Consider the following 13,369-nt stretch of genomic DNA (forward strand, 5'->3'; position numbering starts at 1 on the left):
GCGATGCAAAGTCGCGGGGCGCGTTTTATTTTTCTGGTTGGGACGTGAATTAAGGGAGTCGCCCGATAACCGAACTGATTTCGTCTTTTGTGAACGCACGCAGCGTTTGCGAGCGGACATTGCCGGCCGAGCCGAGTGCGAAGCCGAAGGCGAGGAAGCTCTGCTCGTCTGCCGCTTCGACGACCGAGACAACGTCGTATGCCCCTAACGTCCAATAGATCTGCTTCATTTCGCAGCCAAAAGATTTCGCCATTTCCGCCGCCTGCCCGGCTCGATCTGCACTGTTCTTGATCGTGCGGATACCCTGATCCGTAAATTGCAGGAGCACCACATAAGTCGCCATGAAGATTCCCCTTAGGATTCCAACGCGTTGGGACTCAGACGCATGAGCCGCCCCCGGGGGGAAAGGGTCGCGATTCGCCGCAAACCTGTCTTTCCAGCGCCGGCGTCGTCTCGTGCGTAAACGATTTTAGGCAATCCGTCTGTCCGCCATACGCTGTTTGTCCGAATCCGCCGATATGTGCGCCGCTCAGTTGGAGAACCATTCAAAAAGGCCGCATACGCCAATCAGCGCATGCGGCCTTCTTTGATCAGGTGTGCGACGCGAATCAGCCCGCCGGGGCCGCGTCCGCGTATTCGCCGAGCCGCTTGCCGAGGCTGATCACCGCATCGGCGCGATAGCCGAGCGCATCGTAGAACGCGCGCACTTCAGGCGTCGCCGACGATAGCACCTGCAGATTCAGCTTCGGACAACCACGCTTGGTCAACTCGCTCTCGACGTGCGCGACGAGTCGCGTGCCGATGCCATGACGTCGCAGCGATGCATCGACCGCGAGCGAATACAGCCAGCCGCGGTGTCCGTCATAGCCGCCCATTACGGTGCCGACGATGCGGCCATCGAGCACCGCGACGAAGAACAGCTCCGGTTGCGTCGCGAGCTTGTTGGCGATCGACAGACGCGGGTTGCGCTGCGGTCGCGTCACGTCGCGATACTCGGGAAACACGTCCTGCCATAGCGCAATCACGGCTTCGGTATCGGTCGCGTCGAAGCGGCGGATCGACAGCGTCGTGTTCGTTGTCATCGGTGCGCTCCGTGGTTGATTACAGCGAGTCGAGAACCGAGCGCAGCATCGCCAGCATCTGGTCGATTTCTTCGGTCGTCACGTTAAGCGCCGGCATGAAGCGCAGCAGGTTCGGACGCGCGGCGTTCAGCAGCACGCCGTCGGGTTGCATGTCGCGCGCCTTCTCGACAATCTGGTTGCCGATGTCCTTGCTGAGCAGCAGCGCGCGTAGCAGACCCTCGCCGCGCTCGCCCTTGAAGCCGCGCTCCTCGGACAGCTCGAGCAGCTTCGAGCGCAGATATTCGCCGCGCGAGCGCACGCCTTCGAGGAAGCCCGGTGCCGTCAGCTGCGAGATTACCGAGTAGCCGACCGCGGTCATCAGCGGATTGCCGTTGTAGGTGCCGCCCTGGTCGCCCGCTTCGAACACGGCGATTTCCGCCTTCGACAGCAGCGCCGCGAGCGGCACGCCGCCGCCGATGCCCTTGCCGAGCGTCATGATGTCCGGCTCGATGCCCGACAACTGATACGCGAACAGCGTGCCGGCGCGACCACAGCCGCTTTGCACTTCATCGACGATCAGCAGAATGTTGTGCTTTTTCGTCAGCTCGCGCAGTTGCTGCATGAATTCCCGGGTCGCGGGGATCACGCCGCCTTCGCCCTGGATCGGCTCGAGCATCACCGCGACGGTCTTCGCGTTGATCAGTTTTTCCACCGACGCGATGTCGTTCAGGTCCGCCTTCGGGAAGCCCGGCACCTGCGGCGCGTAGATCGTGTCCCAGCCCGGCTTGCCGCTGGCCGACATCGTCGCGAGCGTGCGGCCGTGGAAGCTGTGGTCGAACGTGATGATCTCGAACGCGCCGTCCTTGAACTTCCTGCCCCACTTGCGCGCGAGCTTGATCGCGCCTTCGTTCGCCTCGGCGCCGCTGTTCGCGAAGAACACCTTGTCGAAGCAGCTGTGCTGCGTGAGCAGGCCCGCGAGCTTCGCCATCGGCTCGTTGTAGAACGCCGGCGACGGGTTGATCAGCAGCTTGGCCTGCTGGTTCAGCGCTTCGATCATGCCGTCGTTGCAGTGGCCGAGGCTATTGACCGCCCAGCCCTGAATGAAATCCAGGTAGCGCTTGCCGTTGTTGTCGTAAATCCACGAGCCTTTGCCGTGCGTGAAAACGATTTCAGGCCGGTTCGTGATGTACATCAGCGAATCGATTGGATACTCATTGAAATTCATGACAGCAGACTCCAGGCAAAAGGGTATGAGCAGGGTGAAGAAACGGTGACGATTTGGCCAATAAAAACGGCGGCCGGAAAAACAGAAAAGCCACGGCATGCCGTGGCTTTCATGATTCGAACAGCTTGCGCCCAGGTTTTGTGTGGCGCGAGTCCGTGACGAAGCCAGCGGCGTCCCTAGGGGAGCGGCGAGCGGCGACGTCGGAATTCGGACTGGATGCGGTTCATGCGCGAAAGAATACGATAAGAAAAGCGCTGATGTAAACGATGAATTTGCACTTGCGCTGCATCGGGGGGAATTTGCCGCCGTGCAATCAGACCGCGTTCGCGAGATCGGCCGCGCTGGTGAACGAGTCCGCGTAGAACTCGTCTTCCGGTAACTGGTGATGCTGCGTGAAGTCGCGCAGCGCCGATTCGACCATCACCGGCGCGCCGCATGCATACACCTGGTAGGCCGACAGATCGGGCAGATCCTCGATCACCGCCCGATGCACGAAGCCCGTGCGGCCCGTCCATGCGTCGCCCGCATCGGGCTCGGAGAGCACCGGCACGAACTTGAAGTTCGGAATCTCGCGCGCCCATTGCTCGGCGAGTTCGAGCAGATACAGGTCTTTCTTGCGGCGCGCGCCCCAGTAGAGCGTCATCGGGCGCGTCATGTTCTTGAACACCGCATGCTCAACGATCGCCTTCAGCGGTGCGAAGCCGGTGCCCGATGCGAGCAGCACGATTGGCTTGTCCGAGTCTTCGCGCAGGAAGAACGTGCCGAGCGGCGCTTCGAAGCGCAGGATGTCGCGTTCCTTCATCGTGTTGAACACATGGTCGGTGAACGCACCGCCGGGCATGTGGCGGATGTGCAGCTCGACCGGGCCTTCGACGTGCGGCGCGCTCGCCATCGAATAGCTGCGGCGCTTGCCGTCCTTCAGGATGAATTCGAGGTACTGGCCGGCCAGATATTGCAGACGTTCGTTGGCGGGCAGTTGCAGCTTCACGACGATCACGTCGTCGGCCTTACGCTCGATCGCGTTCACGCGGCACGGCAGCTTCTTGACCTGCACGTCGCCGACGCCGGCCACTTCGCGGATGTCGACTTCGAGATCGGAACACGCCGTCGCGCAGCACAGGAGCGCCATGTTGCGCGTCTTTTCGTCGTTCGACAGGGCCGACGACGAGTGCGCGCGCTGTTCGACCTCGCCGCTCACGATCATGCCTTTGCACGAACCGCACGCGCCGTTCTTGCAGCCGTACGGCAGGCCGATGCCTTGACGCAGCGCTGCGGAGAGCACCGGTTCATCCTGTTCTACCTGAAACTGCCGGCCGGTTTGCCGGAGCGTGACGTTAAATGCCATAAAGTGTTCGGAATCGAAAAGTCGGAATCGTAATCGGACCCGCCGGATCAACCGCGCGGTACCTGTTGCGTGTGACCGCTACAATGCGCCCACCATGAAAGCGACACGAAACTTCCGCCGGCCGCGCGTGCTGATCGTAGGATGCGGCGACGTCGGCATGCGCTGCGTGCCCCTCTTGCGGCCGCGCGCGCGTATCTTCGCGTTGACGAGCCATGCCGCGCGCTGCGATGAGTTGCGCGCCGCGGGCGTGACGCCGCTCGTCGGCGATCTCGACGCGCGCGGCAGCCTCAAACGGCTCGCGCGCCTCGCGCCGACGGTGCTGCATCTCGCGCCGCCGCAGAAGTCCGGCGACGACGATCGACGCACTCGCGCGCTGCTTGCGACGTTAGGTGCCAGGGGCCGCATGAACGCTTGCGCGGCGAGGTTGTCCGTCGTGCCGATCGCGCGCTTGCGCCGTGCGCGCGCTTCAGGTCTGGACGCTGAAACACCCGATATTGTACCCGACGGGGTGCGCCGGACCGGCGCTTGGCGGGCACCGGTGCGCATCGTTTACGCGAGCACGACGGGCGTCTACGGCGATTGCGGCGGTGCGTGGATCGACGAAACGCGCGCGCTGCGGCCCGCGAATGCGCGCGCCAAACGTCGCGTGTCGGCCGAGCGGCAGTTGCGGCACGCGACGGCGCGCGGCAGCGTCGCCACGAGCATCGCGCGGATTCCGGGCATCTATGCGCGCAACCGTCTGCCGCTCGCGCGGCTCGAAAGAGGCACGCCGGCGCTCGTCGATGCCGACGACGTCTACACGAATCACATCCACGCCGACGACCTCGCCGCGATCCTCGTGCGTCTCGCCACGCATGGCCGGCCCGCGCGCGCACTGCATGCGTCCGACGATTCGTCGCTGAAAATGGGGGAGTATTTCGACGCGGTCGCCGATGCGTTCGGGCTCGCGCGCCCGCCGCGCATCACGAGAGAGCAGGCGGAGCAGCAGATCGATCCGATGCTGCTGTCGTTCATGCGCGAGTCGCGCCGGCTCGTGAATCGACGTCTGAAGGATGAATTGCGGGTACGTCTGCTCTATCCGAGCGTCGAGGATTTTTTGCGCGAGGCGAACGGGAAACGCGGCTAGACCGGCAGCAGAAACAAAATACCCGCCTCCGAGGGCCGGGTTGCCCGCAAAGCGTGTCCGCCGCACCGCATCAATGCGCTGCGCAAAAAGAGCTGCGCGGCCCAACCGGCATCAGGTCAGCGCAGGCAGCACTTCCAGCAACAGGAAGCACAGCATGCCGCCGATCAATGCGCCGATCAGATTCGGATGGTAGTTGTGCCGCAGCCGCATGATGACCAGCAATCCGCCGACCAGCAGCAGCGCAAAGCAGATGAACACGATCATTGCGTGCGAAAACGCCATCGTGCCGTCGATATGCATGGCGCCCCTCCTTGAAACCTTTGTATTCGTTTGTTTAGTCGAGTATAGGGCGACATGGAAGCAACGGCATGCTGCAACGCAACGGCCTACGTTCGGTGCACCGCAATGCGCGCGCGGTTTGTCCGGCGCATCAAGGGCTTAGGCGGGCCCTCGTTGTGGTTAGTCGTTTACCCGGCCCGCAGCGCGGCAAGGCCCGCTGCGTCGAGCCATTGCCATGCGCCGGGCGCGAGCGCGGCGGGAAGCGCGAGCCCACCGATCCGTTCTCGATGCAGCGCCTCGCAGCGGTTGCCCGAGGCCGCGATCATCCGCTTGACCTGGTGGTATTTGCCTTCGAGCACGGTGAGCGCGAGCGTGTGAGTGTCGCGCGCCTGGGCGTCGAGCGCGGCGCTCGGTTTCGTTTCGCCGTGCAGCAGCACGCCGTCGCGCAGCGCGGCGAGCTGCGCGTCGTCGAGCGGATGGCGCGTGGTCGCGACGTAGAGCTTCGACACCTTGCGTTTCGGCGACGTGAACTGATGCACGAACTTGCCGTCGTCGGAGAGCAGCAGGAGGCCCGTGGTGTCCTGATCGAGACGGCCGACGCACTGCACGCCGCGCTCGGCGAACTGCGGCGGCAGCAGGCTGAACACGCTCAGATGATGCTGCGGATCGCGCGAGCATTCGTAGCCGATGGGCTTGTTCAGCAGCAGATACGCGTGCTCGCGATACGGCCATTCGACGCCGTCGACGCTAAAGCGCAACGCGCCGCCATCAACAGCGAAAGCGGCGTCGGCATCGGTGCAAATCGCACCGTCGACGCTGACGCGGCCGTCGCCGATCAGCGCGCGGCATTGGCGGCGCGAACCGAAACCTTGAGTGAAGAGGATGCTTTCGAGATTCATGGCGAGCGAAGAATAACACCGCAAGAAGCGGAGCGCCCCGCAAGTCCCAAGCGCCGACGATGAATGCCTCACGTCAAACTCGGGAGTGCATCGATGTCCGCCACGTCTTCTCCTTCGTCGTCTTCGCCGTCCAATGCGCAACGTCTGCCCCGCGCATTTCAGCGCCTCGCCTGGTCGAACCTGTGCGCGCAATCGGCGGAGCAGATCAGCCTCGCGGCCGCGCCGCTCGTCGCGGTGTTCGCGCTCGGCGCCAACGCGCGCGATACCGGGCTGCTGCAAACCGCGCAGACGCTGCCGTTCCTGTTGCTGTCGATGCCGCTCGGCGTCTGGGCCGACCGCCGCTCGCGCCGCGTGCTGATGACGCTCGCCGAGAGCGTGCGGGTCTGCGCGATGTTGTGCGTGCTGCTGCTGGTGCTAACGCATGCGCTGAACCTGCCGCTGCTCGCCGCGCTCGGCTTCGTCGCCGCGACGGGTACGGTCGCCTACAACGTTGCGGCGCCGTCGCTGGTGCCGTCGATCGTGCCGCGCGACGCCTATGCGAGCGCGAACGGCCGGCTCGAACTCGCGCGCAGCGTCGCGTATTCGGCGGGGCCGGCGCTGGGCGGCGTGCTGGTCGGCTGGATCGGCGCGGGCTGGGCGTATGGCGGCGCGGCGATGTTGTCGGCGTTCGCGGTCGCGATGCTGGCGGGATTGCGCGAGCCGCCGCGCGCGGCCGCGCCGCGACGGCACTTCATGCTGGAGCTGCGCGACGGCACGCGCTTCGTGCTGCGCGATCCGTTGCTGCTGCCGATGCTGCTGACCGCCGTGTTCTTCAATCTCGGCTTCTTCATCCTGCAGGCGGTCTATGTACCTTACGCGGTGCATCGGCTGGGGCTCAATGCCTCGGCGGTCGGCGTGACGCTCGGCGCGTACGGGGTCGGCATGGTCTGCGGCGCGCTCGCCGCGCCCGCGGTCGCGCGGCGTCTCGCATTCGGCCGTCTGCTGATCGTCGGACCGTCGTGCGGCCTGCTCGCGTCGCTCGTGATGGTGGCGACGCTGATCGTCCCATCGTTCTGGCTCGCGCTCGCGAGCTTCTTCCTGCTTGGCGCGGGACCAATCCTGTGGGTCGTCGGCTCGACCACGCTGCGTCAGGCGATCACGCCCGAACGGATGATCGGCCGCGTGTCCGCGCTGATCAGCACCGCCACCTACGGCGCGCGGCCGGTGGGCGCGCTGCTCGGCGCCGCGCTCAGCTCGCGCTGGAGCATCGACGTGTGTCTGGTCGCGGCGTCGCTCGCGTTCGTCGTGCAGGCGCTGATCATCGTGATGTCGCCGGCGGCGCGGCTCATGGGCATTCCCGAACATAGCGCGGCGGCGTGCTGAGCGGCGGAGCGCGGCACGCGGTGAAGCCACCCATCGCCCCGATGAAAATGGATTTTCACCGGGGCGTAACAGGGCTCGGCCGCCGAAAGGCCCTTGTCTGAAGGGCTTTGTACGGTGAAAACCCTCGGAATGTGAAAATGAATTTTTTTTGGCGCATTTTCCATGTAAATATAATTTCATCCAGTTCGCATCGAACAACCGCGCCTTTCCGCCCGCATGATCCATCACCCGTCCGCTGTGCCGAACCCCGCCGAGCAGGCCATTGCCGCGCGCATCACCGCCGCGATGCCGACGCTCACGCCGATCCACCAGCGCATGGGCGAGTACGTGCTGGCCCATCTCTTCCGCGCGGCGACGATGCGTATCGACGAGCTCGCGAGCGTGGTCGGCGCGTCGGTCGCGAGCGCGAATCGCTTTGCGCGCGCGCTCGGCTTCGACGGTTATCCGCAGTTTCGCGAGGCGCTCGTGCGTGGCTTCGAGGCGACGCTCGCGCCGGTCGAGCGGCTGCGCAGCGCGCAGGAAACGCTCGCGCCCGGTGACGATCTGATCGACGCGTCGCTCGAGCAGGCCGCCAACAATCTGCACGCAACGCGCACGTCGATCGATCGCGCGACCGCCGACGCCGCCGTCGACGCGATCATCGCCGCGCGTCGCGTATTCGTGATCGGCTTCGGCGCCAGCGCGTTTCTCGCGAGCCTGATGGAGCACGGACTGCTGCCGTATCACGACAACGTGCATTCGCTCGCGCTGAGCGGCGGGCCGTCGCATGCGGCGCGGCACCTCGTGGGTTCAGGCCCGGGCGATCTCGTGATCGGCATCGCGTTTCCGCGCTATGTCGAGGACACGATCGAGCTCGCGCGCCGCGCCTCCGAACGCGGCGCACGCGTGCTCGCGCTCACCGACGGTCCGCGCTCGCCGCTCGTGCAGTTCGCGGACCTGTCGCTGTATGTCCGCACCGACCGGCGTCTCGCGTCGAACGCCGATTCGGCCGTGCTCGCGGTCATCGAGGCGTTGTGCGACGCGGTCGCGTATCGCGCGCAACGCTCGGTCAAGGCGGCCGCCGAGGTCAGCGAGTTCGTGCTGCCGTGGCTGTTCGATCCGCAGTCGGGCGCGGCCGGCGCCGCGCAGGAGCCAGCCCGCGCCCTGAGCAAAGCCGCGCGCGCGAGGGCTGCAAGGCTAAAACACAGCGACGGCGCAAAGGCCGACAGCACTCAAGCCAGAAGCACGAAAGCCAGGGATGCCGAAGCAAAAGCCACCACAGCACCCCGCACTCCCCGAACCACACGCACTCCTCAATCCAAACGATGAACTTCAACGCAGTCATTGCCATTCACGGCGGGGCAGGAACGATCCTGCGCACTTCGATGTCGGCCAGCGCCGAAAGCGGATATCACGCGGCGCTCAACGCGGTGCTGAGCGCTGGCCAGCGCGTGCTCGCCGACGGCGGCAGCGCGCTCGACGCGGTCAGCGAAGCGGTGCGGCTGCTCGAAGACTGCGCGCTCTTCAACGCGGGCCACGGCGCGGTGTACACGGCGGCCGGCACGCACGAGCTCGACGCCGCGATCATGGACGGCCGCACGCTCGACGCGGGCGCGATCTGTTGCGTGACGCGCGTGCGCAATCCGATTCTCGCCGCGCGCCGCGTGCTCGAGCGCAGCGACCACGTGCTGTTCACCGGTGAAGGCGCGGAAGCATTCGCGGCCGCGCAGGGGCTCGCGTTCGTCGACAACAGCTACTTCGATACCGACGCGCGCTATCGCCAATGGCAACTGGCCCGTGAGCAGCAGCGTCCGATGCTCGATCACGACGCCGCGACGCTCGCGTCCACGGCTTCGAGCAACGACGACCCGACGCCGCACGAGCCGATCGATCCGAACCGCAAGTTCGGCACGGTCGGCGCAGTCGCGCTCGACCGCCACGGCCATCTCGCCGCGGCGACCTCGACGGGCGGCGTGACCAACAAGCAGGCGGGCCGCGTCGGCGATACGCCGCTGATCGGCGCGGGCTGTTATGCGGACGACGCGACCTGCGCGGTATCGACCACCGGCTCCGGCGAAATGTTCATGCGCATGGTCGCCGCCTACGACGTCGCCGCGCAGATGGCCTATCGCCAGGTCTCGCTCGAAGAAGCCGCGCACGACGTCGTGATGAACCGCTTGCCGAAGATCGACGGACGCGGCGGCCTCGTCGCCGTCGACGCGCGGGGCAACGTCACGCTGCCGTTCAATACCGAGGGTATGTACCGCGGTTTCGCGCGGCTCGGCGAAGCGCCGGTGACGGCGATCTATCGCTAGCCGCTGGCGCGTGTCGCCACATGCCTGAGGCCCCGTTAGCCGCGTTCGAATTCAAAGCAAAGGAACCACCGTGCCGACTTCCTCGCACACCGCCAGCCCGCTTATCGAAACCCTGCCGCCGCAGCGCGTGCTCGCGGTCGACGATCTGACGGTCGCGTTCCGCCGCGGCGACTCGACCTTCAACGCGGTGCGCAATCTGTCGTTCGCGGTCGAGCGCGGCGAGACGCTCGCGATCGTCGGCGAATCGGGCTCTGGCAAGTCGGTCACGTCGCTGGCGCTGATGCGGCTGATCGAGCATGGCGGCGGCCGTCTTGCCGGCGGCAGCATCGCATTCCGGCGGCGCGACGGCAGCGTGCTCGATCTCGCGAAGACGTCGTCCGGCACGATGCGCACGGTCCGCGGCGCCGACATCGCGATGATCTTCCAGGAGCCGATGACCTCGCTCAATCCGGTCTTCACGGTCGGCGATCAGATCAGCGAGGCGATCGCGCTGCACCAGGGCAAGAGCCGCGAGGCGGCGCGCGCCGAAACCTTGCGTCTGCTCGAACTCGTTCGGATTCCAGAAGCAAAGCGCGTTGCCGCGCGTTTCCCGCATCAGTTGTCGGGCGGCATGCGCCAGCGCGTGATGATCGCGATGGCGCTGTCGTGCAAGCCCGCGCTGCTGATCGCCGATGAACCGACCACAGCGCTCGACGTCACGATTCAGGCGCAGATCCTGCAACTGATTCGCGGCTTGCAGGACGAGATGAACATGGGCGTGATCTTCATCACGCACGACATGGGCGTGGTCGCCGAAGTGGCCGACCGCGTGCTCGTCATGTATCGCGGCGAGAAGGTCGAGGAGGGCGCGTCGGACACGCTGTTCGCCGCACCGTCGCATCCGTACACGAAGGCGCTGCTCGCGTCGGTGCCGCGGCTCGGCTCGATGCACGGCACCGATCAGCCCGCGCGCTTTCCGATCCTGAGCGTCGAGCAGGCCGGTGCGAATGGCGCCGATGCGGCGGTGCAGCCGGCGGCGGCTGTCGCCGAAGAAGCGCAGCCGCTGGTGCGCGACGACACGCCGCCGATCCTGCGCGTGCGCGACCTGGTCACGCGCTTTCCGGTCCGCAGCGGCCTGTTCGGCCGTATGACGGGCCGTGTGCATGCGGTCGAAAAAGTCAGCTTCGATCTGCGGCCCGGCGAAACCCTCGCGCTGGTCGGCGAGTCGGGCTGCGGCAAGTCGACCACGGGCCGCTCGCTGCTGAGGCTCGTCGAAAGTCAGAGCGGCTCGATCGAATTCAATGGCAAGGAAATCAGCTCGCTCAGCGGGCCCCCATTGCAGGCGTTGCGCCGCGATATCCAGTTTATTTTCCAGGACCCGTTCGCCTCGCTGAATCCACGCTTGACCGTCGGCTTTTCGATCATGGAGCCGCTGCTCGTGCACGGTGTCGCGCAGGGTGCCGAAGCGCAGGCGCGCGTCGCGTGGCTGCTCGAGAAAGTCGGCTTGCCGGCCGAAGCCGCGCGCCGCTATCCGCATGAGTTTTCGGGCGGGCAGCGTCAGCGTATCGCGATTGCTCGCGCGCTCGCGCTGAATCCGAAAGTCGTGATCGCCGACGAATCGGTGTCCGCGCTCGACGTCTCCGTGCAGGCGCAGATCGTCAATCTGATGCTCGACCTGCAGCGCGAGCTCGGCGTCGCGTATCTGTTCATTTCGCACGACATGGCGGTGGTCGAGCGGGTCAGCCATCGCGTCGCGGTGATGTATCTCGGCCAGATCGTCGAGATCGGTCCGCGTCGCGCGGTGTTCGAGGCGCCCCAGCATCCGTACACGAAGAAGCTGATGAGCGCGGTGCCGGTCGCCGATCCCGCGCGCCGTCACGCGCAACGCCTGCTCGCCGCCGACGATATTCCGAGCCCGATTCGCGCGCTGCACGACGAGCCGGTCGTCGCGCCGCTCGTCGCGGTGGGACCGGATCATTTCGTCGCGCAGCATCGCGTCGGCGGCGCTTATTGAGCGAAGCGCCGCATCGCATTGAAGCGGAAGACCTGAAGCGCGAGACCCGAAGCATCAGCAATCGAAGCAACAGCAAGAGAAACATCAGCAATAGAAGCCACGTCAATCATAACGGCCCCTGTCACATCCTTAACTCGCAGCCTGGAGCAATCTCATGAACCTGCTGTTCCCGTCCTCTCCGTTTCGTTTGCGCGCGCTCGTCAGCGGCGGCGCGGTGGTGTTCGCGGCGCTCGCGGGCAATCTGGCGCACGCCGAAACGACGGCCGTGATGGCCGTCGCGTCGACCTTCACGTCGCTCGATCCGTACGACGCGAACGACACGCTGTCGCAGGCGGTCGCGAAATCGTTCTATCAGGGGCTGTTCGGCTTCGACAAGGACATGAAGCTCGTCAACGTGCTTGCCGACAGCTATGAGGCGAGCCCCGACGCGCGCGTCTATACGATCAAGCTGCGCCATGGCGTGAAGTTCCAGGACGGCACCGACTTCAATGCGGCCGCCGTGAAGGCCAACTTCGACCGCGTGACCGATCCGGCCAACAAGCTGAAGCGCTACAACATGTTCAGCCGCATCGAGAAAACGGAAGTGGTCGATCCGTACACGGTGCGCGTCACGCTGAAGGCGCCGTTCTCGGCGTTCATCAACGTGCTCGCGCATCCGTCTGCGGTGATGATCTCGCCGGACGCGCTGAAGAAGTACGGCAAGGACATCGCGTTTCATCCGGTCGGCACGGGCCCGTTCGAACTCGTGAAGTGGGACCCGGCCGGCGACCTGACCGTGAAGAAGTTCGCCGGCTACTGGAAGAAGGGTTATCCGAAGATCGATGCGATCGACTGGAAGCCGGTCGTCGACAACAACACGCGCGCCGCGCTGATGCGCACCGGCGAAGCGGACTTCGCGTTCCAGGTGCCATTCGAGCAGGCCGCGCAACTGCAGTCGAGCCCGAAGATCGATCTGATCGCGGCGCCGTCGATCATCGAGCGCTACATCAGCATGAACATGAACCAGAAGCCGTTCGACAACACGAAGGTGCGTGAAGCGCTGAACTACGCGGTCAACAAGGAAGCGCTGACGAAGGTCGCATTCGCCGGGTACGCGACGCCGGCCGACGGCGTGGTGCCGCAGGGCGTCGACTATGCGGTCAAGCTCGGACCCTGGCCGTACGATCCCGCGAAGGCGCGCGAACTGCTGAAGGAAGCGGGCTATCCGAACGGCTTCGAAACGACGCTGTGGTCCGCGTATAACTACTCGACCGCGCAGAAGGTGATCCAGTTCGTGCAGCAGCAGCTCGCGCAGGTCGGCATCAAGGCCAGCGTCGAGGCGCTCGAAGCGGGTCAGCGCGTCGCCAAGGTCGAAAGCGCGCAGGACCCGGCGACCGCGCCGGTGCGGATGTACTACGCGGGCTGGTCGTCGTCGACCGGCGAGGCCGACTGGGCGATCAGCCCGCTGCTCGCGGGCTACTCGATTCCGCCGAAGATGGTCAACACGTCGTACTACAAGAGCGACGCGGTCGACAACGATCTGAAGCAGGCGCTCGAAACCACCGACCGCACGCAGAAGGCCACGCTCTACGCCGACGCGCAGAAGCGCATCTGGGCCGACGCGCCGTGGATCTTCCTCGTCAAGGAGAAGGTCGTATATGCGCGCAGCAAGCGTCTGTCGGGCGCTTACGTCGCGCCGGACGGCTCGTTCAACTTCGACGAGATCGCGATCAAGTGATGAGCTGACGAGGCGGCATGCGCAGACGGCGGTTCACCCAGCCCGCCGCCGCACACGAGTCCTCGTTG

General features: G+C 65.5%; 12 protein-coding genes. 6 read left to right on the plus strand and 6 right to left on the minus strand.

The window, feature by feature from the left end:
• Window positions 1–49: 49 nt before the first annotated feature.
• From OKW45_RS16500 to OKW45_RS16515, 4 genes are all read right to left on the minus strand, one after another.
• Complete coding sequence (locus OKW45_RS16500; protein ID WP_429469881.1) at window positions 50–343, minus strand: GYD domain-containing protein; 294 nt, start codon at window positions 341–343, stop codon at window positions 50–52.
• A gap of 265 nt (window positions 344–608) precedes the next feature.
• Window positions 609–1,082 carry a GNAT family acetyltransferase gene (locus tag OKW45_RS16505; protein WP_018421571.1) on the minus strand — a complete coding sequence of 158 codons (474 nt, stop codon included), beginning with the start codon at window positions 1,080–1,082 and terminating at the stop codon, window positions 609–611.
• A 19-nt stretch (window positions 1,083–1,101) separates the two neighbouring features.
• Window positions 1,102–2,286 (minus strand): acetylornithine transaminase, encoded by a 1,185-nt coding sequence (locus OKW45_RS16510; RefSeq protein WP_429469883.1) that lies wholly within the window; start codon window positions 2,284–2,286, stop codon window positions 1,102–1,104.
• A 313-nt stretch (window positions 2,287–2,599) separates the two neighbouring features.
• Window positions 2,600–3,631, minus strand: a complete 1,032-nt coding sequence (locus OKW45_RS16515) for a CDP-6-deoxy-delta-3,4-glucoseen reductase (protein ID WP_429469885.1) — start codon at window positions 3,629–3,631, stop codon at window positions 2,600–2,602.
• A 94-nt stretch (window positions 3,632–3,725) separates the two neighbouring features.
• Between OKW45_RS16515 and OKW45_RS16520 the strand changes: the two genes are divergently transcribed.
• A complete protein-coding gene (locus OKW45_RS16520; protein WP_429469887.1) occupies window positions 3,726–4,757 on the plus strand; it encodes a Rossmann-fold NAD(P)-binding domain-containing protein in 1,032 nt (343 codons plus the stop codon).
• Between the two features lie 111 nt (window positions 4,758–4,868).
• Here the strand turns inward: OKW45_RS16520 and OKW45_RS16525 are convergent, their stop codons facing one another.
• Window positions 4,869–5,057 (minus strand): hypothetical protein, encoded by a 189-nt coding sequence (locus OKW45_RS16525; protein WP_429469889.1) that lies wholly within the window; start codon window positions 5,055–5,057, stop codon window positions 4,869–4,871.
• Between the two features lie 167 nt (window positions 5,058–5,224).
• On the minus strand, window positions 5,225–5,935 hold the full coding sequence (locus OKW45_RS16530) for a pseudouridine synthase (RefSeq protein WP_429469891.1): 711 nt from the start codon (window positions 5,933–5,935) through the stop codon (window positions 5,225–5,227).
• Window positions 5,936–6,028: 93 nt separating this feature from the next.
• On the opposite strand from OKW45_RS16530, the gene OKW45_RS16535 reads away from it, so the two are divergent.
• The 5 genes from OKW45_RS16535 to gsiB all read left to right on the plus strand — a co-directional run bounded on the left by OKW45_RS16535 (window position 6,029) and on the right by gsiB (window position 13,301).
• Window positions 6,029–7,297 (plus strand): MFS transporter, encoded by a 1,269-nt coding sequence (locus tag OKW45_RS16535; protein WP_429469893.1) that lies wholly within the window; start codon window positions 6,029–6,031, stop codon window positions 7,295–7,297.
• A gap of 216 nt (window positions 7,298–7,513) precedes the next feature.
• Window positions 7,514–8,605 (plus strand): MurR/RpiR family transcriptional regulator, encoded by a 1,092-nt coding sequence (locus OKW45_RS16540; RefSeq protein ID WP_429469894.1) that lies wholly within the window; start codon window positions 7,514–7,516, stop codon window positions 8,603–8,605.
• Entirely contained in the window at window positions 8,602–9,591 is a 990-nt protein-coding gene (locus tag OKW45_RS16545; RefSeq protein WP_018421563.1) for an isoaspartyl peptidase/L-asparaginase family protein, read from the plus strand. The genes OKW45_RS16540 and OKW45_RS16545 overlap by 4 nt, the downstream gene beginning before the upstream one ends.
• Window positions 9,592–9,661: 70 nt before the next feature.
• On the plus strand, window positions 9,662–11,584 hold the full coding sequence (locus OKW45_RS16550) for a dipeptide ABC transporter ATP-binding protein (RefSeq protein ID WP_429469896.1): 1,923 nt from the start codon (window positions 9,662–9,664) through the stop codon (window positions 11,582–11,584).
• 154 nt (window positions 11,585–11,738) lie between these two features.
• A complete protein-coding gene (gene gsiB / locus OKW45_RS16555; RefSeq protein ID WP_429469898.1) occupies window positions 11,739–13,301 on the plus strand; it encodes a glutathione ABC transporter substrate-binding protein GsiB in 1,563 nt (520 codons plus the stop codon).
• Window positions 13,302–13,369: the final 68 nt, after the last annotated feature.

The organism is Paraburkholderia lebeckiae, assembly GCF_050436225.1.
GTDB lineage: Bacteria > Pseudomonadota > Gammaproteobacteria > Burkholderiales > Burkholderiaceae > Paraburkholderia > Paraburkholderia tuberum.